Annotated in this window: 21 protein-coding genes; 7 read left to right on the top strand and 14 right to left on the bottom strand. The window is 70.2% G+C overall.

The features are described from left to right. Positions 1-31 precede the first annotated feature (31 nt). Both ACFTQE_RS05685 and ACFTQE_RS05680 read right to left on the bottom strand, forming a co-directional pair. Entirely contained in the window at positions 32-1,024 is a 993-nt protein-coding gene (locus tag ACFTQE_RS05685) for a glycosyltransferase family 2 protein (RefSeq protein ID WP_376924180.1), read from the bottom strand. 515 nt (positions 1,025-1,539) lie between these two features. Continuing rightward, positions 1,540-1,824, bottom strand: a complete 285-nt coding sequence (locus ACFTQE_RS05680) for a hypothetical protein (RefSeq protein WP_376924145.1) — start codon at positions 1,822-1,824, stop codon at positions 1,540-1,542. A 123-nt stretch (positions 1,825-1,947) separates the two neighbouring features. On the opposite strand from ACFTQE_RS05680, the gene ACFTQE_RS05675 reads away from it, so the two are divergent. Beyond that, entirely contained in the window at positions 1,948-2,838 is an 891-nt protein-coding gene (locus ACFTQE_RS05675) for a glycosyltransferase (protein WP_376924144.1), read from the top strand. Positions 2,839-2,870: 32 nt separating this feature from the next. Further along, positions 2,871-4,010 carry a glycosyltransferase gene (locus ACFTQE_RS05670; protein ID WP_376924143.1) on the top strand — a complete coding sequence of 380 codons (1,140 nt, stop codon included), beginning with the start codon at positions 2,871-2,873 and terminating at the stop codon, positions 4,008-4,010. A 24-nt stretch (positions 4,011-4,034) separates the two neighbouring features. Here the strand turns inward: ACFTQE_RS05670 and ACFTQE_RS05665 are convergent, their stop codons facing one another. From ACFTQE_RS05665 to ACFTQE_RS05655, 3 genes are all read right to left on the bottom strand, one after another. Beyond that, entirely contained in the window at positions 4,035-5,399 is a 1,365-nt protein-coding gene (locus ACFTQE_RS05665) for an LCP family protein (protein WP_376924142.1), read from the bottom strand. Next, a complete protein-coding gene (gene purE, locus ACFTQE_RS05660; protein WP_375836651.1) occupies positions 5,396-5,863 on the bottom strand; it encodes a 5-(carboxyamino)imidazole ribonucleotide mutase in 468 nt (155 codons plus the stop codon). Before purE ends, ACFTQE_RS05665 begins: the two co-directional genes overlap by 4 nt. Positions 5,864-5,977: 114 nt before the next feature. After that, positions 5,978-7,108, bottom strand: coding sequence for a 5-(carboxyamino)imidazole ribonucleotide synthase (locus tag ACFTQE_RS05655; RefSeq protein ID WP_376924141.1), 1,131 nt, complete (start codon positions 7,106-7,108; stop codon positions 5,978-5,980). Between the two features lie 87 nt (positions 7,109-7,195). Between ACFTQE_RS05655 and ACFTQE_RS05650 the strand changes: the two genes are divergently transcribed. Next, a complete protein-coding gene (locus tag ACFTQE_RS05650) occupies positions 7,196-7,777 on the top strand; it encodes a GtrA family protein (RefSeq protein ID WP_376924140.1) in 582 nt (193 codons plus the stop codon). A 7-nt stretch (positions 7,778-7,784) separates the two neighbouring features. Here the strand turns inward: ACFTQE_RS05650 and ACFTQE_RS05645 are convergent, their stop codons facing one another. From ACFTQE_RS05645 to ACFTQE_RS05635, 3 genes are all read right to left on the bottom strand, one after another. Next, positions 7,785-8,477, bottom strand: coding sequence for a DarT ssDNA thymidine ADP-ribosyltransferase family protein (locus ACFTQE_RS05645; RefSeq protein ID WP_375834275.1), 693 nt, complete (start codon positions 8,475-8,477; stop codon positions 7,785-7,787). A 244-nt stretch (positions 8,478-8,721) separates the two neighbouring features. Further along, positions 8,722-9,273 (bottom strand): PH domain-containing protein, encoded by a 552-nt coding sequence (locus tag ACFTQE_RS05640; protein ID WP_376924139.1) that lies wholly within the window; start codon positions 9,271-9,273, stop codon positions 8,722-8,724. Between the two features lie 18 nt (positions 9,274-9,291). Then, entirely contained in the window at positions 9,292-10,224 is a 933-nt protein-coding gene (locus tag ACFTQE_RS05635) for a biotin--[acetyl-CoA-carboxylase] ligase (protein ID WP_376924138.1), read from the bottom strand. Positions 10,225-10,346: 122 nt separating this feature from the next. Between ACFTQE_RS05635 and ACFTQE_RS05630 the strand changes: the two genes are divergently transcribed. Together ACFTQE_RS05630 and ACFTQE_RS05625 are read left to right on the top strand one after the other, a co-directional pair. Beyond that, positions 10,347-11,945 carry an acyl-CoA carboxylase subunit beta gene (locus tag ACFTQE_RS05630; RefSeq protein ID WP_375834282.1) on the top strand — a complete coding sequence of 533 codons (1,599 nt, stop codon included), beginning with the start codon at positions 10,347-10,349 and terminating at the stop codon, positions 11,943-11,945. Positions 11,946-11,957: 12 nt separating this feature from the next. After that, entirely contained in the window at positions 11,958-12,185 is a 228-nt protein-coding gene (locus tag ACFTQE_RS05625; protein ID WP_376924137.1) for an acyl-CoA carboxylase subunit epsilon, read from the top strand. Positions 12,186-12,557: 372 nt separating this feature from the next. On the opposite strand, the gene ACFTQE_RS05620 is transcribed toward ACFTQE_RS05625, so the two are convergent. Genes ACFTQE_RS05620 through ACFTQE_RS05605 form a run of 4 tightly spaced genes read right to left on the bottom strand, consistent with a single transcriptional unit; the run spans position 12,558 to position 16,735 of the window. Beyond that, positions 12,558-13,562, bottom strand: a complete 1,005-nt coding sequence (locus tag ACFTQE_RS05620; RefSeq protein WP_376924136.1) for a hypothetical protein — start codon at positions 13,560-13,562, stop codon at positions 12,558-12,560. After that, positions 13,559-14,791 (bottom strand): sensor histidine kinase, encoded by a 1,233-nt coding sequence (locus ACFTQE_RS05615; protein WP_376924135.1) that lies wholly within the window; start codon positions 14,789-14,791, stop codon positions 13,559-13,561. Before ACFTQE_RS05615 ends, ACFTQE_RS05620 begins: the two co-directional genes overlap by 4 nt. After that, positions 14,778-15,485, bottom strand: coding sequence for a response regulator (locus ACFTQE_RS05610; RefSeq protein ID WP_376924134.1), 708 nt, complete (start codon positions 15,483-15,485; stop codon positions 14,778-14,780). Before ACFTQE_RS05610 ends, ACFTQE_RS05615 begins: the two co-directional genes overlap by 14 nt. Positions 15,486-15,487: 2 nt before the next feature. Continuing rightward, positions 15,488-16,735, bottom strand: a complete 1,248-nt coding sequence (locus ACFTQE_RS05605) for a class I SAM-dependent RNA methyltransferase (protein WP_376924133.1) — start codon at positions 16,733-16,735, stop codon at positions 15,488-15,490. 138 nt (positions 16,736-16,873) lie between these two features. Here ACFTQE_RS05605 and ACFTQE_RS05600 point away from each other — a divergent pair, with 138 nt between their 5' ends. Then, positions 16,874-17,524 (top strand): Maf family protein, encoded by a 651-nt coding sequence (locus tag ACFTQE_RS05600; RefSeq protein ID WP_376924132.1) that lies wholly within the window; start codon positions 16,874-16,876, stop codon positions 17,522-17,524. Positions 17,525-17,621: 97 nt separating this feature from the next. Then, positions 17,622-19,400, top strand: a complete 1,779-nt coding sequence (locus tag ACFTQE_RS05595) for an acetyl/propionyl/methylcrotonyl-CoA carboxylase subunit alpha (protein WP_376924131.1) — start codon at positions 17,622-17,624, stop codon at positions 19,398-19,400. 108 nt (positions 19,401-19,508) lie between these two features. On the opposite strand, the gene ACFTQE_RS05590 is transcribed toward ACFTQE_RS05595, so the two are convergent. Together ACFTQE_RS05590 and ACFTQE_RS05585 are read right to left on the bottom strand one after the other, a co-directional pair. Then, positions 19,509-20,936 (bottom strand): flavin monoamine oxidase family protein, encoded by a 1,428-nt coding sequence (locus ACFTQE_RS05590; RefSeq protein WP_376924130.1) that lies wholly within the window; start codon positions 20,934-20,936, stop codon positions 19,509-19,511. A 156-nt stretch (positions 20,937-21,092) separates the two neighbouring features. Next, the gene (locus ACFTQE_RS05585; RefSeq protein WP_376924129.1) at positions 21,093-21,830 is read right to left on the bottom strand and encodes a hypothetical protein; all 738 of its coding nucleotides are present in this window, start codon (positions 21,828-21,830) and stop codon (positions 21,093-21,095) included. Positions 21,831-21,954 lie beyond the last annotated feature (124 nt).

The following is a 21,954-nucleotide window of genomic DNA, read 5'->3' as shown; positions in this document are numbered from 1 at the left end:
TGCCGGGCCGTTCTGCGGCCCGGCACACTTCTCACATCATTCGCGAGTACATCTCGACCTGCATCCGTCGCGACCAGCGAGCCTGCAGTGTCTGGAGATCCGATTCGAGAATCTTCGGATTCCGTGACTTCGATTCGAAATGATAGAGCCGCACCCACGGCGAGAACACCGCACTGCGGCCCGCTGCCCGGACCTTCATGTTGAGGTCCACATCGTTGTAGTTGCCGGGCAGCGACAGCGTGAATCCGCCGACTTCGAAGTAGAGGGCGCGGCCGATGAGTGCGCACGCGGCGGTCACACCTGAGACTTCGTGATCAACCATCATCGAGCGGATGGAGTCGTCGCGTCCTCCGGTCCAGCCGAAGGCCGCATGGCCGGCGACGCCACCGGTGTAGACCTGACCGGCGTGCTGCACCGTGCTGTCTTCGAAGTACAACTGCGCCCCGACGATACCGACGCCGTCCTGCTGCGCGAGCCCGAGCATGGACTCGATCCAATCATCGGTGACGACCTCGACATCGTCGTTCAGCAGAAGGAGGTAGTCGCCTCGTGCGGCGGCGGCGCCTCGGTTCATCTTCGCGCTGAAGTTGAACGGCGCATTCCACGCCACGAGTCTCAGCCGATCACCGCAGAGCTCGTCGAGGTCGGCGATGACGCTCGCCGGTGTTTCAGCATCTGCGACGATGACGAACTCGAGGTTGGTGTACGTCGACCGCTCGACGATCCCACGGACGGCTTCGACGACGAGCACCCGATCCTGTCCGGCGATCTCCGCGGAGCCGCCGCGCGTGGGGATGACGATGGACACGAGAGGCGCGTCGACGATGCTGTAATGCAGCCGACGAACGAACGGTTCGATCTCCTCGACCCGCGCGGTGACGCCCGATTCGAGGAGGTGAGCTTCGACGACCCGACGCTGCGATTCCGACGTTCCAGCGAAATCATCGGGGGCGAGGTCCTCGACGGCGAGGACTTCCGGAAGCAGCGAAACGGTCTGCCCCGAGTGATGTGCGCGGAGCACCATGTCGAGGACCTGAGCCCGCCGAGACGACTCCCGGAAACCTCCGATCGCACGCAGTGCACGCGAACGGGCGACGACGACCGGGCCCAGGTAGTCGTTGCTCAGCAGACGAACCGGCGAGAACTGCGGCCGGAGGAGCGGCATTCCGTCGGCAGTCACGGAATCGCCGTACACGATCTCCGAGTCGGGGAATCGGTCGAAGAACCCGACGACCTTCGCGACGACATCCGCGACGACGGCGCCCCACCGAACGACGAACACGAACTCGGCCTGAGTCTCGGTGAGACGATTTCCGAGCACTTCGGCATCCGCGGTGATGACCGCGATTCCGGCCGACTCCGCATGCGCCAGAAGCTCGGCGGTGTCCTCATGCGCTGCAGGGTCGACGACGAGTCGAACCCCGGAGGGCGAGAACCCCGCGGCGAGCACCGCGGCGCTCATGCCGACCACCTCTTCTGACGTGTGCCCCGCAGAGTCGATCCAGGCTTCGATTCGGGAGGCCAGCGCCCGATCGACGGTCATCCGAGCACCCGGCGCTTGACGTAGCGGACGACTCGTACCGGCAAGGTGACGACGCGCCCCGCGCGCCACGTGAGCGAGGAACGCATGCTCGCGAGATTTCGCTCGACCGCAACCGCCTCGGTCGGCGTGAGCAGGTTCGCAGCCTGAAGCTCCTGCAACTGCTGCTCGAGACCGATCACCCGGTCCAGTAGCTCGAGACGCCCTTCAGCCGTCTGCTCCTCGGGGGTGAGACTTGAGTCGGGCCGATCCTCAGACCAGCTCGGGTTCGAGGCAGCGCTCACGTGGACTCTTCCTTTCAGCGGCGGACCTAAACTAGCCTAATGCCCCAGTCGAGAGCCGCCCGTAAGCCTGATCGCACCGGCTCCGTCGCGACGGGGACGGTCGGCGCTCCCAAGGTGGTCGCCGTGGTGCCGACATTCCACCCGGACTCCCAGGTCGAGGCGAACATGGTCTCCCTCATCCGGCAGGTCGACGAGCTGATCGTCGTCGACGACGGCACGGGCGCGGCGGCCGACGAGATCCTGGCCCGTCTCGAAGCCGTCTCAGCCCGAGTCATCCGCCTCGATCAGAACAGCGGCATCGCGCGCGCCCTCAACGTCGGCGTGCGCGCCGCCCTCGACGACGGTGCTGACTACGTCGTCAACACCGATCAGGACACCGATCTTCCCGACGGGTACGTCGCAACGTGTCTCGAGACGTTCGCTCGCGCGAATCCTGTGACGAACCTCGGCATCGTGTGCACGGATCGCGTGAACGGCCAGCCGTCGATCCCGACGTGGTACTCCCCCGAAGGGCTGGGTCTGGTTCCCGAGGCGATCCAGTCCGGGTTCGTCATCTCGCGCCGGTGCCTCGAACGCGCCGGACTCTTCGACGAGCGACTCGTCATCGACTGCGTCGACACCGAGTACTGCCTTCGCGTACGCGACCGCGGATTCCGCATCGCCGTCGCTGCGGACACCGATATCACGCACGCTCTCGGCGAGATGGTTCCGTTCCGCCCCTTCGGCATCAAGATGCGAAACCGCAGCGGCGAATTCGAGTACCAGTATCATTCGCCGTTCCGGCAGTACTACATCACCCGGAACAACATCGATCTGGTCTTCCGCAACTTCCGGAGACGACGGCGCTGGACGCTCGCAGTCATCAAGCGCCAGATCGGACCGACCTTCGACGCGATCGTGAGCGGGCCGAACCGTTGGAAGCACACGGTTGCGATCCTCGTCGGTGGCGTGCACGGGTTCTTCCGCATCCGCGGCCCAATCCCCGCCGGCCTTCGCCGCTATCTCACTCGTTGACCTGAGCGAACATCCGACCCGAAGGAATCAGCGTGACGACCACCCTCCGCGTCATCGTCGACCAGATCATCGCACCGGTGCCCGGCGCGCTCGGCCGCTACACCCACGACCTCACGCGAGCAGTCATCGCAGCGACCCCTCGCGACTGCCAAGTCGAGGCGATCGTCTCGTCCTCCCCTCCTGACGACTACGACCGCGTGCTGGTCGAGCTTCCCGGACTCGCGGGACTGTACAAGACGACGCTGGCGCGTCGCGAGCTCGCCGCGGCATGGCAGCTGGGGCTCACGACCTCCCCCGGTCCCGGCATCATCCACGCGCCGAGCCTCTTCGCACCGCTTCGTCGACACGACCGCTCGGTCGACGGCAGCCAGGTGATCGTCACCGTGCACGACGTGCTGGCGTGGACGCATCCCGAAGCCCTCAGCTCGACGTCGGTCGCCTGGCAGCGGGGAATGCTGAAGCGAGCACGAAAGCACGCCGACGCAGTGGTCGTGCCGACGCATGCGCTCGCAGTGCGACTCGGCGAGATCACCGACCTCGGCGACCGTGTCCGAGTCGTCGGCACCGCTCCACGCGATGGACTGGCGATCGGCGCCGACGCACCGATCCGTGCGGCCCGCATGGGATTGCCGTCCGAGTACCTCGCAGTGCCCGGCACCCTCGAACCGCGCAAGGGACTCGTCGACGTGCTGGCCGCCCTCGGGCGCCGGGGGGTGCCGGAGATCCCGATCGTCGTGCTCGGACCCGACAGCTGGGGCGATCAGCACCTCGTCACCGTGGCGGAGGAGTTCGGCATCTCACCGAATCGCGTCACGCAGCTCGACGATCTCGACGCGGCAGACCTGGCCGTCGTGATCGCGGGCGCCAGCGCATTCATCGAGCCGAGCCACGACGCCAGTGCGGGCACCGCCATCATCGAGGCCTTCAGTCTCGCCACCCCGGTCATCCACTCGGATGCCCCGGCGTTCCTCGAGGTCTCGGCGGGCGCCGGCCTCGCAGTGCCGGTCGGCGTCGGCGACGGCTACGGCGACCGACTCGCGGCCGCGATCACCTCGATCGTCACGGACGCGCAGCTCGCCGAACAGCTCGCGATCGCCGGCAGCGACCGCAGCCGCGCATTCAGCTGGCGAGACTCCGCAGAGCGGATCTGGCAGCTGCACGCCGACCTCTAGAGCGCCGTCGAGGTTGCCCGAGCGTCACTCCCCAGATGGTTCGGGCGACGGCGGGTAGACCGCCTCGTGCACGAGCTGGCGGATGTAGTCGTAGTCGGGATCCTCGGGATCCACGTCGTTCTCGGGAACGAGCTCGACGTCGACGATCGGCAGCTCCTTCGTCTTGCCGGCGAGGTTCACGAAGTAGCCCAGGCTGCCCTGCGGGACATCCGTCTTCACGACCTGCGAACCCGCTGCCGCGATCTCCTGGAACTTCGAGAGCACGTTGGCCGGGTTGAACTGCGCGAGCACGGCCTCTTGAATCTGACGCTGGCGCGCCATGCGGTCGTAGTCGCTCGTACCGTGACGGGAGCGCGCGTACCAGAGGGCGTGGTAGCCGTCGAGGTGCTGCTCGCCCGCCGGGATCCACTCGGCAACGGTGGTGAACGTCTCGTCGGCGTGGATCGGGACGTCTTCGGCCACGGTCACCGTCACGCCGCCCAGCGCGTCGATGAGCTGCTGGAAGCCCGCCATGTCGATGAGGGCGTAGTACTGGATCTCGAGTCCGGTGATCGCCTCCGCGGCATCGCGCATGGCCTCGATGCCGGGCTCGCTGCCCTGGGCGACGGCGTCGGGGTACATCTCGGGGCTCATGAGCTCGACCTCGGTGTAGATCGAGTTGAGCATGCAGACGTCGACTTCGCAGCCGTCGATCGACCCGTAGCCCTCGGGATAGAGCTCGGCGAGCGGAGTCCCCTCGGGGAACGGCACGTCCACCATGTTCCGCGGGAGGCCAATCGTCACGGCCTGCCCGGTCTCGGCGTCGACGCTGACGACGGTGATGCTGTCGGGTCGCAGTCCGTCGCGGTCGGGCCCGGCATCGCCGCCGAGGAGCAGGAAGTTGTACTTGCCGTCGACGGGCTCCTTCGACGGTGCTGCGACGAACACCGACGAGATGAAGCCGCTCGCCGTCGTTGCGACGTACGCGCCGTAGGCGGCCGTACCCGAGAGACCCGCCATGAGCAGCACCGAGAATGCGGCGACCCACACGCGGGCGGACGGAGCCGTCTTCACGAGGCGCACGAGACGCAGGGTGTCGAACGTCAGGATCACCCAGAGCACCGCGTAGAACGCGAGCACGGCGGCCACGATCCAGAGCGTGATCGACATCGAGAAGACCGTGAGCAGGGTCGCTGGCCAGAGGAGCCAGACCACGAGGGCGGCGATCGCCAGCGTCCACAGCACGAGCGTCGCACCGAGCCCGAACCGACCGAGCTTCCGGTTGCCCGCGAGCACTTGCGGGGCGCCCGGGATCAGGAAATTGAGCACGACGAGCCACCACGCACGGCGGGTCATGACCGTGCGCGAGGCGGCGTCCGGGTAACGGATCGGGCTGGCGGCGAGCGTCATCGGTTCTGCTTGAGCCGTTCGTTCTTCTCCTCGACGAGTGCGGCGAGGTCGGTCGCGTACGTGCCGAGCGCGTCGGCGAGGGCGGGGTCGGATGCCGCGAGCACGCGCACCGCGAAGAGACCGGCGTTCTTGGCGCCGCCGATGGCCATGGTCGCCACCGGGATGCCGCCGGGCATCTGCACGATCGAGAGCAGGGAGTCGAGGCCGTCGAGGCGCGACAGCGGCACGGGCACGCCGACGACGGGCAGGGTCGTGACCGAGGCGAGCATGCCCGGCAGGTGCGCGGCTCCGCCGGCACCGGCGATGATGACCTTCAGGCCGCGACCGGCGGCCTCCTTGCCGTAGGCGATCATCTTCTCGGGCGTGCGGTGGGCGGAGACGACCTCGACCTCGTGGGCGACGCCGAACTCGTCGAGCAGGGCGGATGCCTCGCTCATCACGTTCCAGTCGGAGTCGGATCCCATCACGACGCCGACGAGGGGTGCGGTGTTCGTCTCAATCACTTGATCGAGTGTAGGGCCGCGTGCTGTGAGATTTCCGCAGGGCGCGCGGCACCCGTCGCACGACGACGTGCCGTGTCAGTCCTGGAAGAACGCCGCCGTGGCGCGCGCTTCGTAGACGACGGCGTCGAGGTCGTCGCCCGTCGCCGTGACGTGACCGATCTTGCGACCCGGCCTGGGCGCCTTGCCGTAGTTGTGCACCTTCACGGTGGGGTGGTCGGCGAGCGCTGCCGCGTAGCGATCGGCGAGCGATCCCTCGGCCGGCCCGCCGAGCACGTTGACCATGACCGACCAGTCGTCACGACTGCCGGTGGCGCCGAGTGGCAGGTCGAGCACGGCGCGCAGGTGCTGTTCGAACTGCCCGGTGGTCGAGCCGTCCATCGACCAGTGGCCGCTGTTGTGCGGCCGCATCGCGAGCTCGTTGACGAGGATCCGCTCGTCGCTCGTCTCGAAGAGCTCGACGGCGAGCACGCCGGTGACCCCGAGGCCCTCGGCGATCGTGATCGCGACATCCGCGGCGACATCCGCGAGCCTGCCCGCCGACCGAGGCGCCGGAGCGATGACCTCGCTGCAGACACCGCCGACCTGCACGGTCTCGACGAGCGGCCAGGCGACGACCTCGCCGGAGGGACGACGGGCGACGAGCTGCGCCAGTTCGCGGCGGAAGTCGACGAGCTCCTCGACGAGGAGGGCGCCCGCGCGCCCGTCTTCAGCGATCGTCGCGAACCACTCGGCGACCTCGGCGGCGCTGCGCACGACGCGAACGCCCTTGCCGTCGTAGCCGCCGCGGGGCGTCTTGACGACCGCGACCCCGCCGTGGTCGGCGATGAAGTCGTCGAGTTCGCCGGTGGTCTCGACACGGGCCCAGTCGGGCACCGGAAGTCCGAGTTCGGAGAGGCGCTCGCGCATGACCAGCTTGTCTTGCGCGACGCGGAGCGCATCGGGCCCCGGGTGCACGGCGACGCCGGCGTCGACGAGTGCCCGCAGCACGTCCTGCGGCACGTGCTCGTGGTCGAAGGTGACGACGTCGACCTCGCGCGCGAAGGCGAGCACGGTGGCCGCGTCGGTGTAGTCGCCGACCTGATCGGCGGCGATGGCCGCCGACATGCCCTCGGCCTCGGCGAGCACTCGGAGGTCGACTCCGAGCTCGATCGCCGCGGGGATCATCATCCGGGCGAGCTGCCCTCCACCGATCACTCCGACCCGCACGCCATGCACTCCGTTCACCGCAGCCGACGGCGCCCGCGCGGGCGCCCAGTTCAGTCTAGGCCGCGCTCGACCGCATAGGATGTGCCGGTGTCCACCCGGTTCGCGAGCGCCCTCGAACGGCTCTGGGACGGCCTGCTCGCCTACGCGGTGAAGTTCGGGGTCGTGGGCCTCATCGGCCTCGTGATCGACGTCGCCCTCTTCAACCTGCTGCGACTCGGCGTCTTCGGCGACGACCACTGGGCGCAGTCGGCGATCGGCGCCAAGACGATCTCGACGAGCGTCGCGATCGTCTTCAACTGGCTGGGCAACCGCTACTGGACGTTCCGGAAGCACCGTCGCCGCAACTACGTGCGCGAGTTCGTCGAGTACGCGATCGTCTCGCTCGGCGGCATGGCGATCGCGCTCGGATGCCTCTGGGTCAGCCACCACTGGCTCGGCTACACGAGCCTCCTGGCCGACAACATCGCGACGAACGTCGTGGGCCTCGCCCTCGGCACGGCATTCCGTTTCGTGCTCTACCGCTACTGGGTCTTCGGGCACCACCGGGCCGACGGCCTCTCGAACCTCGCGCGCGTCGAGGAGGCGCAGCGCACCCTGTTCGAGGAGCCCGAGACGGCGGCGTCGATCGAGGACCCGAAGGGGGCGTCGTCGCCGACGAACGCCCCCTGAGCGAGCCCTACTCCGCTGGTTCGGCGGTCGGCTGGAACCACGGCGGGTAGACCGCGACGCGGGCGCGCACGCCGGCACCGGCGAGTTCCGCCCGGACCCGGTCGCGCACGGGCTCGTTGGCCACGGCGATGAGCGCCACGTCGTCGAGCGGGAGGCACTCGCGCACGAGGAGTTCGGCCCCGTCGAGGCCCGCACCCTCCTCGTCGCGGTGCAGGCGCTGCAGCAGGCGCTGCACGTCGGCCCACTCGGTCGCGACGGTCGTACCGGTGACTGCGGCATCCGACTCGCTCACGACGATCGTGCCCGCCACCTCGGCCTTGCCGGCCTGCGCGCTCGTGAGCGAGCTGACGAAGATGACGAAGTCGGCCGGCGCGCGCTTGACCGCCTCATCGCCGAGGCGAGGATCGGGCGTCGCGGTGCGCACCGCGTTCCAGACGTGCGCATCGGTCGTGAGCAGGAACGGCACGTAGTCGGCGACGACGGCGTCGGTGCCGTCGATCGCGGCGCCGCGCCGGTACTCGCGCGCATGGGGCGCGGCGAGGTCGACGACCGGCGTCGCACCGGCGGCGTCGGCGAGCAGGGCGCCTGCGTCGAGGATCGGCGGCAGGTTGTCGATGTGCGTCACGTGGTAGATGCGCATCGCCTTCAGGTCGAGACGCGGCGCGTCCGACGAGATCGTCGGCCGGGAGGCCCCTGGCACGCGTGCCGGCGGCCGACCGCTCCGGGTCGTCGTCGACCGTGCGGAGCGGGCCACCGGAGCGGGCGCGGGCTTCGCCTCCGGTTCGGGCGGGGGGAAGCAGATGGCGCAGAGGCCGTCATCGAAACCGTGTTTGCATTCGTCGGCCAAGAGAAACCCTTCATCGTGCGGCTCGCGCTCGGGCGACGCGAGACCACCTGTCCACGTTACGTCCTTAATCGACGTCCCGCTGCACGATCACTCAGTTTCAGCGTCCGCCCCACGCCACGGTGTCTCCGTCGATCATCGTCTGCTCGGCGCGTCGCCGCTCCGCGACCCGCGCCTGCTCCTCGCCCATGAGCTCCTGCAGGGCGCCCTGCACGAGCACCGGCTTCGGCACGTCCTTCAACACGAACGGCTTCTCGTGGCCCGTGTCGATGCGCACATCGCCCGATCCGAACGCGCTCTGACCCCACGTTCCGCGGACGGTGACGTCGCGCCCGCGGGACAGCAGCAGCTCCTGACGCACCCGCACCCAGATGCCGCTGCGAGCGATGACCCGGCGAGTCGTGATCGTCGTGCGCCGCGTGAGCCACGCGAGGAACGGCAGGAACGAGCCGAGCAGCACGACGACCACGGCACCGCCGAGGATCGCGAGCACCTGCCAGGTCTCGGGCGCGATGCCGACGCCGTAGGCCGTCGCACCGGCGACGAGGATCAGCAGGATCGCGGGAAGGATCAGGATGCGGGCGTGTCGGCGCACTCGTGCGACGACGCGCTCGGGCGGCTGCGCCGCCGGCACGGCCGACTCGGGTGTCACGGCAGGCCTCATACGCCATTAATACCGCAGGTGCGTCACGTCTCCTGCGGCGACAGACCACGGCTCGCCGTTCTCCCGGTCGATCACGACCAGTCGTCCATCGGCGTCGAGCCGCTCCGCGTGCCCGAGCAGCTCGCGGTCGCCCGGCAGTTCGACGCGCACGTCGCTGCCGATCGTGCCGCAGAGCCGGGCGACGCGAGCGGCGATGCCGCTCGCCGCGGCATCCGCCCCCGACCGTGCGAACGCCTCGAACATCTCGAGGAAGGTGGCGAGGTAGTCGGCGAGCACGGCGTCGGCGTCGGGCTGGGCGCCGGTGACGAGCAGCAGCGAGGTGGAGGTCAGCGTGGGCAGGTCGTGCTCGTCGAGCGTGAGGTTCAGCCCGGCTCCGACGATGACCGCTCCGGACTCGGGCAGGAGCTCGGAGAGGATGCCGCAGATCTTGTAGCCCGAGACGAGCACGTCGTTCGGCCACTTGAGTTCGACCTCGACACCGCCGCTGTCGTCCTGCCCCTCGTCCTCCTCGGCGCGGGTACGGCGCCGGCTCCGACGAACGGAGGGCTCGGGCGCATCCGATTCCGGCGTCGTCGGCGAGGACCCGGGCGTCGCGGCCGCCGGCACGTGCAGTTCGACCGCACGGCGCACGGCCTCGGTCATCGCGGCCCCTGCGATGAGCGGGATCCAGCCGTAGGCGTCGGGCGGGAGCGGCCGGCCGCCATCGAGCTCGGGGCGCAGCAGGAGCGAGATCGCGAGCGTCTTGCCCGTCGGGGCGAGCCAGACCCGCCCGAGTCGCCCTCGACCGCGCGTCTGGTTGTCGGTGACGAGCACGGCGCCGTGGCCCCACTCCGCGGCATCCGGACCGCTCGCGGCCGCCCGCAGCTCGTCGTTCGTCGACCCGACCTCGTCGCGGAACTCGAACCGCGGCACCGCCGCTCGCGATCGCTCCCAATCCATGCGAACACCCTACCCAGCCGCGCGCGGGTCCCCTCGCATGGCGATTGCCACCAGTGGCGCGACCGTTTTTGTGGGAATCCGTCAAAGAAGTCGGCCAACTGCTCAGCGGTAGAGTGAACGGCGTGACCGAAGCGACTGACGGCCCCGACCTCTCCACGACCGCCGGCAAGCTCGCCGACCTCAAGCTGCGCTACCACGAAGCCGTGACGGCGTCGGGTGAGGCGGCGATCGAGAAGCAGCACGCCAAAGGCAAGATGACGGCGCGCGAGCGCATCGCCGAACTCCTCGACCCAGGCTCGTTCGTCGAGCTCGACGAGTTCGTGCGGCACCGCACGCACGCGTTCGGCATGGAGGGCAAGCGCCCCTACGGCGACGCCGTCGTCACGGGCACCGGCACCATCCACGGCCGCCAGGTGGCCGTGTACTCCCAGGACTTCACGATCTTCGGCGGTTCGCTCGGCGAGGTCGCCGGCGAGAAGATCATCAAGGTCATGGAGCTCGCGCTGAAGACGGGCGTGCCGATCATCGGCATCCTCGACTCGGGCGGCGCACGCATCCAGGAGGGCGTCGTCGCCCTCGGCAAGTACGGCGAGATCTTCCGCCGCAACACGCAGGCCTCCGGTGTCATCCCGCAGATCTCGATCGTGTGCGGTCCGGCGGCGGGCGGTGCCGTCTACTCCCCCGCGCTCACCGACTTCGTGATCATGGTCGACAAGACGAGCCAGATGTTCGTCACCGGCCCCGACGTGATCAAGACGGTCACTGGCGAGGACGTGGGCATGGAGGAGCTCGGCGGCGCACTCACGCACAACACCGTCTCGGGCGTCGCCCACTACCTCGCGAGCGACGAGTCCGACGCACTCGACTACGCGCGCACGCTCATCTCGTTCCTGCCCGACAACAACATGACGGATGCCCCGGTGTACGACGCCGAGGCCGAGCTCGAGATCACCGACGACGACCGTCGGCTGAACACCGTCATCCCCGACTCGCCGAACCAGCCGTACGACATGCACTCGGTCATCGAGGGCATCGTCGACCACGGCGACTTCCTCGAGGTGCAGCCGCTGTTCGCCCCGAACATCCTCATCGGCTTCGCGCGGGTCGAGGGCCGATCGGTCGGCATCATCGCGAACCAGCCGAGCCAGATGGCGGGAACCCTGAACATCGCGGCCGGCGAGAAGGCATCGCGCTTCGTGCGCTTCTGCGACGCGTTCTCGATCCCGATCCTCACCCTGGTGGACGTGCCCGGCTACCTGCCCGGCACCGACCAGGAGTGGACCGGCGTCATCCGCCGCGGCGCGAAGCTGCTCTACGCCTACGCCGAGGCGACCGTGCCGCTCGTCACGGTCATCACGCGCAAGGCCTACGGCGGTGCCTACATCGTCATGGGCTCCAAGCAGCTCGGCGCCGACATCAACCTGGCATGGCCCACGGCCGAGATCGCCGTGATGGGCGGCCAGGGCGCGGTCAACATCCTCTACCGCGGCGAGATCAAGCGCGCCGAAGAGGCGGGCGAAGACGTCGCGGCCGTGCGCACCAAGCTCGCCAACGAGTACACGTACAACGTCGCCTCCCCCTTCCTCGCGGCCGAGCGCGGCGAACTCGATGGCGTCATCGAGCCCGCGGCGACCCGGGTGGCGGTGTTGAAGGCGCTGCGGGCGCTCCGCACGAAGCGCGCGAGCCTCCCGTCCAAGAAGCACGGGAACATCCCGCTGTAGGGGGTGGACGACATGAGCGACGACATCGACGAACGTGCGGCCTCCTTGCGCTTCGAGTCCCGAGTGGTCACACCCGAGGACGCTGCCGCGGTCACCGCGGTACTGATCGCGGCCATCGACGAGCAGACGGCCGACGAGGCCGCCGTCGATCTCGGGCGCAGCGCCTGGGTCCGGGGCAGCGGTGCGATGCGACGGTCCTTCGAGTCGGGCCCCGGCCGCTGGGTGCGCAGCGGCAACTGAGCCGTGTCCCCCGGATTCCGCGTTCCGAACGGTCGGCGATCGACGTTCCTCGCGCGGAACTTCGCCCGGACCTTCGTCGATCGACGGAGGGGGGACACCTCGTGTCCCCCGAAATGACGACTTTGCGGGTCCCGACTCGTGCAGCACTATTGTCAGTGCAGGCTCCACAGGAGTCGCCGCCGTCATCGGTCGGGTAACCGATGGCAGTTGGGGGCGAGTCAGGGCGACATTCGGGTTGTCGCGGTGACTCGGGCTTGATGGGGGGTCGATCTCGGATCGGCCCCCCACCTTCATGTCCGGCCCCGGTGAGCGAACGAGTCCGAGTATCGATGCGTCGATCGCCGCCGCGAACCATCGCTCGCCGCCCTCGGCTCAGAACGCCCTGGGGATCTCCAGCCACAGTTCGACCTCGGCCTCGTCGGAGTCGGACGCGGAGCCGTCCGACTCGCGCAGTCCGACGACCGTGACCGCCACGGGCGACGCCTCGGCCGCAGTGCGGACGATGATGCGATCGGCCGACGACCCGGCGACGGCGTCGGCCAGACGCGACAGCACGCGGTTCCGCGTGGCCTCGTCGAGGTCGTCGATGCCGCCCTCGTCGAGGAGGGTGACCGTGATGCCGCGGGCACGAGCGCGCTGCACCTCGAACCGAACCGCGTCGGTCAGCAGCATCCGCCCACGGATCTCGTCGCGGATCGCCGCCTCGAGCATGCGGCACTCGGCCTGCTGGGCCTCGGTGAGCGCGCCGCCACGATCCGCGATGCGCCGCAGCATCGGCGCAGCGAGTCGATTGGTGTGGGCGAGGCGCATGCGCCCCTCGAACAGGTGGGCGTCCTGCGCGGCCTGCCAGGCGGCCGCCTCCCGCTCGGCCTGGGCGTAGCGGCGGGTCTCGCGTGCCGCGTTCGCCAGCGCACTCGTCAGCATGTGGGCGATCCCCACCCAGACGAGGCTGCCGATGACGCCGAGGCCGCCGAGCGAGAACGGGCCGGCCCAGACGACGCTCTGCACCGCGAGCGCGATGACCCCGAGCCACGCCGCCGTCAGCTGGCGCCTCGCCGCGGTGATCGTCATGAGCGTGCCCACCGCGGCGACGTACCACGTGGCGTAGCCGTTCTCGGCATCGGGGTCGAGCTGGCTCGTCACGAGCAGCGGCAGCACGATGGAGACGGCGAGGTCGAAGGCGGCGAGCCAGTCGGGCATGCGCACGCGCTTCGCGGGCCACAGGCTGAGCGTCGTGGCGACCGTGTAGAGGAACAAGGCGACCACGGCGGGCCACGGCGATTCCGCTCGTCCGAGCGAGTAGATGCCGAGCACGACGTGGTACGCCGAGAAGAGTGCGCCGAGCACGAGCAGGAGCCAGCGGGGAATGGAGATCATGCTCCGCCACCCGCTCCCTGCGGCCACGCGACCGTCACGGTCGTGCCGTGTCCGAGCCTCGACTCGATGTGCGCCATCCCGCCCGCATTGGTCATTCGCTCCTCGATCGAGACGCGCAGGCCGAGCCGCTCCGCCGGAACACGGTCGAGTGCGAACCCTCGGCCGTTGTCGGCGATCTCGATGACGCAGCCCCCGGCGCGCACTCCCCTGATGCGGAGCTCGCGACGCGTCGACAGCCCCGGCTCGTCGGCGTGCTGCAGGCTGTTCACCATCGCCTGGACCGACGCCGCGTACAGCGCCTCGACGGCCTCGACCGGCAGTTCGACGCCGCCGGCGTTCACGACCCGCACCGTGAAGGGCGTGCTGAACGTCGTGAGCGCGGCCCGCAGCCGGCGCACGAGCACCGGGAGGCCGACGCGGTCGAGCGCCCGGGGCCCGGTCGCTCCCGCCTCGTCGAGTCGCTGCACGGCATCGCGTGCCATGCGTGCGGCGAGCTGCTGCTGCTCCGGCGTCGTCGCGGCGGCCGCGGAGAGGAGCGTCGTGAGCACGCTGTCGTGCACGAGCGCATCGACCTTGACCCGCTCGATCTCATTCGCGTGCAGGCGCGCGGCGACGTCGTAGCGTTCGAGCGCGGCCTCCTGCGCCGCATCGACGGATTCGGCTGCCTGGCGCAGCATCGTCACGATCACCAGCACGACCACGCCGAGCACGACCGCGTAGAGCGCATCGAGCACCGCGAGCAGCGGCCCGGCGTCACCGCCGGCCGGCAGGAGCCGGATGACCCCGTAGGTGGCGGGAACGACGAGGGTGTACGCGGCCGCCCAGACGGGCAGCACCGCGACGACCGCGGCCGTGGTCGCGACGGTGCACAGGTAGTAGAGCCACGGCGTGGCACCGACGAGCGCCGCCGGATCGTCGACGAGGAAGGGCCACGCCACGAGGGCGAGCGCGTACAGCAGCGCGAAGGCGAGGCTCGCGGTGCGCGCCGCGACCTTCGTCACCGTCGCGACGGCGAGGCCGACGATCGCGCCGTACAGCACCGCCATGAGCGCCGCACCGGCACCGGGCAGGAGCGCGTCGGCCTGTTCGAGCGCAATGGGCACCGTCTGGGCGCCGAACACGAGCCCGAAGAGGCCGAGCGCACGGCCCGTGACGGTCTCGACCTGAGCCCGGGTGACCGTGGAGCGGCGACGCGAGAGTCGCGTCACCCGCCAGTCAACGGCGGGCATCTCCGCCATCGTCGAGCCCGGGGAGGATCCCGTCCTCGACGGCTCGGCGCAGGAGGTCGACCTTCGTCGGTGCCGGACGACCCACCTCGATGTACTTCGCCCGGATGCGGTCGAGGTACTCGCGCGCGGTCGAGTGCGCGATGCCGAGCTGGGCCGCGACGAGCTTCAACGGCAGGCCGGAGGCGTACAGGTGCAGCACATCGTGCTCGCGCCGCCCGAGCTGGGCCTTCGCGAAGTCGCGATCGGCCTCGATCGCGCTCGCCCACTCCACGTTGTTGAGCACCTCGCCGCGCGCGACCGTGGCGATGGCACCGATCACGGCCGACATCGGCGACGCCTTCGGGATCACGCCGGCGGCCCCTGCCGCGAGCGACTCGCGCACCGCGGCGACGCGGTCGGCGATGCTGTGCACGAGCACGGCGCTGCCCGTCGCGAGCACCGCGCGCACGTTGTCGGTCACCGAGGAGCCGTCGCCGAGCGAGAGATCGAGCACGACGACGTCGCACGAGCGACCGGCGAGGCCGTCGAGCAGCTCGGGCACGCTCGCCGCATCGACCACGACGTCGTACCCCGCGTCGCGGCACGCCGCCCGCAGGCCGAGTCGCACCGCCTCGTGGTCGTCGACGATCGCGACGGTCGCCGCGGCATCCGCTTGTCGTGTCGGCTCTGCTGCTCCGACGTCCCCCTGTTTCACGTTCACACGATAGCGCGGAGGCGGGCGACCGCCTCGACGTGGTGCGTGTTCGGGAACAGGTCGAAGGCGCGGAGCTCCTCGAGCTCGTAGCCCCGTTCGCGGAGGAGACCGACGTCGCGGGCGAAGGCGACCGGGTCGCAGGCGACGTAGACGAGCTGTCGCGGACGCAGTTCGGCGAGACGCTCGACGACCTCGCGACCGGCTCCGGCGCGCGGCGGGTCGAGCACGAACGTCGCGTCGCGGAGCCGCGCGCGCTCAGTGGCACCCGAGTCGGCTTCGAGCTCCGCGAGGTACCGGTCGACGCGGGCCGTCACGGCACGGGCGCCGAGCCACTCGGAGAGATTCGCCCCGGCGTGCTCGGTCGCGCGCGCGTCGGACTCGACGGTCGTGATGCGGACGGTCTCGCCGAAGCGGTCCCCCACGGCAGCGGCCAGCAGCCCGACTCCGCCGTAGAGGTCGTGATTGGCCGCGCGAGGATCGAACAGGTCGCCGTCGACGAGCTCCTGCACGGCACGGCTGAGCGTCGCGGCAGCGCCGCGGTGCACCTGCCAGAAGCCGTCGCGATCGAGCCGGAAGCTGCGGTCGCCCACGCGTTCCTCGATCGTCGGACGCACTCCGCGTGCCGGACGGTCGCCCTCGACCATGACGATCGCGGGATCGCCGGCGCTCGGGGCGATGAGATCGATCGCCGAGGCGCCGGGGAAGCGGTCGCCGAGCGGTGCGAGGGCGGCGAGTTCGGGCACGGCGAGGGGAACGGATGCCACCGGGACGATCGAGTGGCTGCGGGCCGCGTACGGCCCCACCCGACCGTCTGCGCCGACGTGGAGGCGCATGCGCGTGCGCCATCCGGTGCCGTCGTCGATCGAGACGCCGGCGGCGAGCGCCGGATCGACCGGGGCGACCTCGACGTCGGCCTCGACGCCCGCCATGCGGGAGAGCGCGTCGCGCAGCACCTCGCCCTTCAGCCCCCGCTGGCGTTCCATGCGGATGTGGCCGAACTCGGCACCGCCGGCGCGCAGTTCGGGTGCCCGGTCGACGGATGCCTCGGCCCACACGTGCTCGCGGCGGCCGGGCGATGCCTCGAGCACCTCCACCGTCTCCGCACGCCAGAACTTCGCCTTGCTCTGGTCGCTGACGCGAGCGGCCACGCGCTCCCCCGGGATGGCGTCGGCGACGAACACGACGCGGCCCTCGTGCCGCGCGACGAAGACGCCGCCGTGCGCGACGCGCTCGACGTCGAGTTCGATCACGGGTCCGTCAGTGGCCGGCGGCTTCGGGGCGGGGCGGGGCGATCGCGAGGGCTTCCGCCCACCGCTTCGACGTGGGCGTCGGTTCTCTGGCATGCATCGAGCATTCCACAGCGGGCAGCCGACGGGCAGGATGGACGCATGCGCCTCTACCTCGCCTCGACCTCGCCCGCCCGGTTGCAGACCCTTCGCGCGGCGGGCATCGAGCCGATCGCGGCACCCCCGGGCGTCGACGAGGAGGCGGTCGTCGCGGCGCACGAGGCCGTGTCCGGCCCGCTCGCCGCACGGGAGATGGTGCAGTTGCTCGCGCAGGCCAAGGCCGAGGCGCTCATCGGCGCCGAGCCGGGCGGCGAGCCGATCGACGGGCTCATCCTCGGGGGCGACTCCGCATTCCTCACCGGCGGCTCGATCCACGGCAAGCCGCACCTGCCCGCCGTGGCCAGGCAGCGCTGGCTGGCCCAGAACGGCGGGCACGGCGAGCTCTGGTCGGGCCACTGGCTGATCGACCACCGAGGCGGCCGGGTGAACGGCGCGGTCGGGCGAGCGGATGTCGCGACCGTGCGCTTCGCGGCGCTCGACGAGGCCGAGATCGACGCCTACATCGCGACCGGCGAGCCGCTGCTCGTCGCCGGCGCGTTCACGATCGACAGCCTCGGGGGGCCCTTCATCCGCCGGGTCGAGGGCGACCCCTCGACGGTCGTGGGCCTCTCGCTCTCGACGCTGCGCGACCTCGTGCGCGAGCTCGGCGTGGCATGGCCGTCGCTCTGGAATCGCACGCCTTCCGCCGAGTGACCCGTTCGGTCGATTGTCGATGCCCGCAAGAGACATCCGCTCTTTTTGTGGAAGGCACCCAAAGAGCCGACCGGCGGGCGCAATAGGCTTGAGCATTATGCCGCGCATCTCCAAGGTCCTCATCGCCAACCGTGGCGAGATCGCCGTCCGCGTCATCCGGGCCGCCCGCGACGCCGGTCTCGGCTCCGTCGCCGTCTACGCCGATCAGGATCGCGACGCGCGCCACGTGAAGCTCGCCGACGAGGCGTACGCCCTCGACGGCTCCACGAGCGCCGACACCTACCTCGTGATCGACAAGATCCTCTCGATCGCCCGCCGCTCGGGCGCCGACGCCGTGCACCCCGGGTACGGCTTCCTCGCCGAGAACCCCGACTTCGCCCGCGCCGTGATCGACGCCGGCCTCATCTGGATCGGCCCGTCGCCCGAGGCCATCGAACGCCTCGGCGACAAGGTCTCGGCGCGCCACGTCGCCGAGAAGGTCGGCGCCCCGCTCGCTCCCGGCACGCTCAACCCCGTCGCGGACGCCTCGGAGGTGCTCGACTTCGTCGACGTGCACGGCCTGCCCGTGGCGATCAAGGCCGCCTTCGGCGGCGGCGGGCGCGGCCTCAAGGTCGCACGCACCCGCGAAGAGGTGCCCGAGCTCTTCGAGTCGGCCACCCGCGAGGCCGTGGCCGCCTTCGGCCGCGGCGAGTGCTTCGTCGAGAAGTACCTCGACAAGCCGCGCCACGTCGAGACCCAGTGCCTCGCCGACGCGCACGGCAACGTCGTCGTCGTCTCGACCCGCGACTGCTCGCTGCAGCGTCGCCACCAGAAGCTCGTCGAGGAGGCCCCCGCGCCGTTCCTCACCGAGGCGCAGACGACGGCGCTCTACGAGTCCTCGAAGGCGATCCTGCGCGAAGTGGGCTACGTCGGCGCCGGCACCTGCGAGTTCCTCATCGGCCAGGACGGAACGGTCTCCTTCCTCGAGGTCAACACGCGCCTCCAGGTCGAGCACCCCGTCTCCGAAGAGGTCACCGGCATCGACCTCGTGCGCGAGCAGTTCCGTCTCGCCGAGGGCGGCGTGCTCGACTACGCCGACCCCGTGACGACCGGTCACTCGATCGAGTTCCGCATCAACGGCGAGGACCCGGGCCGCGGCTTCCTCCCGGCACCCGGACCCGTGCACCAACTGCGCTTCCCCGGTGGTCCCGGCATCCGCATCGACTCGGGCGTCACGTCGGGCGACGAGATCTCGGGCGCCTTCGACTCGCTCCTCGCCAAGCTCATCGTCACCGGCCGCGACCGGAAGGACGCCCTCGAGCGCGCCCGCCGCGCACTCGACGAGTTCGAGGTCGCCGGGCTTCCGACCGTGCTGCCGTTCCACCGCGACATCGTGCGCAATCCGGCCTTCGCTCCCGACGGCGATGCGCCGTTCACGATCTACACGCGCTGGATCGAGACCGAGTACGACAACCAGCTCGAGCCGTGGTCGGGCGAACTCGCCGACAACGCGGGCCCTGCCGAGCGCACGAGCGTCGTCGTCGAGGTCGCCGGTCGCCGGGTCGAGGTCACGCTGCCGAAGAAGATCGTCGGCGGCGGGTCATCCGGCTCCGCCTCGCGCACCGCCGGTGCCGCACCTCGCCGCCGCGCCGCGTCGCACGCCGTCGACACTGGAACGGGCGACGCCGTCAAGGCCCCGATGCAGGCGACCATCGTGAAGGTGGCCGTCGCAGAGGGCGACAAGGTCGTCAAGGGCGACCTCGTCCTCGTACTCGAGGCCATGAAGATGGAGCAGCCGATCCTCGCCCACAAGGACGGCGTCATCGGCACCGTGAACGCCGAGGCGGGCGCGACCGTCTCGAGCGGGCACCTGCTGCTCGCCATCGTCGACGCGTAACCCGCGACGTCGGTCCGGTCCGCGAGACCCGGTCGCCGGACTCGCGTCGTCCGCAGTGTCCGCCGCACCCGCGGCCGCTCGGTCGGCCGCAGGCACGGCGGAGTCGGATCAGCGTGCGGCGAGCGCCGTGAGCGCTGCATTCGCCGCGGCCACGCCGGAGTTGCGCGACGAATGGATGGTGCTGGTCACCATGCCCGCCCAGAAGATCGTGTCCTCGATCGGCGCGTTCAGGCCGCTGCGCCGCGAGAACGGTCCTGGATAGGCGCCCCGGGCGAACTCGTCCTTCGACCAGTCGTAGGTCGAGGCGTTGACGTACTGCAGTCCGTGATCGCCGACCGCCGTGCGGATGTTGTCGAGCGCCGCCTGGAACCGCTCGGCCTCCGAGAGGTCGAGCAGTTCCTGAGCCCTGCCTCCCGTCATCCACGCGACGACGACCTCGCCGTCGTAGCCGGGGGTGCCGACGGAGCCGTTCCAGAGACTCGGCGGGTTCTTCGAGAAGGTCGTCATGATGTCCCACGCCCGAGGGAGCGGGTGCCCTGCCGGCAGCACCGGCTGCGCGAACTCGAGGATGCCCTTGAAGACGGGCAGGTACTCGATCTCCTGGAATCCGTCGCGCTTGTCGGCGGGCAGCTGCGGGTCGAACGTGATGTCGCCGTGCTTCAGCACGCCGCCGGGGAGGGCGACCACGAGCGACTTGGCCTTGAACGATCCCAGTGCCGAGTGCACGTCGACCCTGCCGGGCCGGTGCTCGACGGTGTGCACTCGGGCGCCGTGCAGCAGCGCGAGGCCGGCGGCGAGCGGCTGCAGCACCTGGTCGTATCCGCCGATCACCCGGTAGTCGCCGTACTCCTCCGGCGGCATCGGCCCCGACAGCTCCTGCATCTCGAGCGCGGCGGCGACGGTGTCGACGACGAACCATGCGGGGAGCACGTCGAACTGCTCGGAGTCGACCTCGATCGCGGCCAGCGAGATCGGATAGTTCTCGGGAGGGAGGCCGATCCGCTCCAGCCATGCCAGCGCCGTCTCGCCGCCGACCGGGTCGGGGAGGCCGCCGGGCAACGGCGGGGCACCGAGTGGAAAGCGCCAGACCTCGAAGTCGAACGCGTCGATCCAGGGCGAATCCGGACGGAGACGCCCGAAGACGGTCGTCTGCCGCCGCGTCGAGAGGCCGAGCTCGTCGATGAGCTCCCAGGTCGACACCGTGGTGCCGTGCACCAGTTCGGCGCCGCGCTCGACCGGAATCGACATCGAGTCGCGGTCGGTCCACATGCGGCCGCCGATGCGATCACGTGCCTCGAGCACGAGCACGCGCTTGCCGGCATCGGCGAGCACGCGCGCAGCACCGAGACCGGATGCTCCGGCACCGATGACGATCGCGTCCCACATGCGGTGGTACGAGCCGGGGATGCCGCGGCCGGGACGCGCGGCCGCCGTGAGCGCCAGCCCCGCGGCGCCGGCCGCGCCGACGGCGAGCACGGCGCGGCGGCTCGGCAGTCGAGCGCTGCTCATGGCGGGGGTCGAGTCGTCGTCGTACATCGTGCCTCCTGGAACGTCGTCGTCTGAGGTGGCCGCCGACGGCCTCGCGGAACGCGGAACCAGCCGACGAACGGATGCTGCATTCGGACAGTACCGCGCATCACCACGCTCGCGCAACGGCGTTGACAACAATGTTGCGCTCAGATCGACGAACCCTCAGACGTGCCCGATGCCGAAGTTCCACGGCGCGCGGATCACGCTCGTCACCGTCGGATCGCTCTCCCTGCTCCAGTGGCTCACGGCGACGGCATTCGCATTCGCCTCCCCGTACGTGCCATCCCATTCGGAATAGGCGCGTTCCCCGATGTCCGGGCCGGTCTCCGCGGCGAACTCGTCGTATCCGTTGCCGTGCCACGTCTCGCCGAGCTCGGCGGCGAGCGCCTGTGCGTCATCGCCGGGGCGGAATCCCTGGACGGTGGCGACCGAGATCTCGTCTCCGACGACCGGATGCGTGAACTCGACCGCCACGTTCATGTCGGACGAGATGCCGTCGGGCTCGTGGTCGTCGACGACGACGACTCCGGGCCAGCTGTACTTGGTCCACGGAAACCACTCGTGACCGCCCGGCCGCTCCTCCACGTCGGGTGGACCGCCGAGCACGTTCGACAACGCATCGACGAAGACGACCGCCTCCGCGTCGTACGAGAGTTCATCGACCACCGCTCCTGCGCTGTCGGTCAGTTCGAGGAGCTCGGGCCGGACGACGATGCGAGTCACGACCGGATCCGCGACGGCGTCGGGCTCCGTCGGCGGCACGGATTCGCTCGGCGCCGCCGACGCATGGGGCGTGGGAGTGCCGGTGGGTTTGGGATCGGGCGGGGACGGCACGCACGCCGTCAGCACCAGCACCGCAGTGAAGAGCAGGATCGCGAGCCCGGTCGTTCGCCGTTCCATGACGCCTCCATCCGAAACCGGAAGGCTCCGGCGAGATGAATCTACTGGCCACCGGCCATCCGGACTCGACGCTCCGGATCACGTTTCGATCACGCCCCGGACGACGCGGACGACGGGATCGGTC

It is taken from the genome of Agromyces sp. NPDC056965 (assembly GCF_042673425.1).
In the GTDB taxonomy this organism is placed as follows: Bacteria; Actinomycetota; Actinomycetes; order Actinomycetales; family Microbacteriaceae; genus Agromyces.
This window is presented reverse-complemented; position numbering and strand designations above follow the sequence as displayed.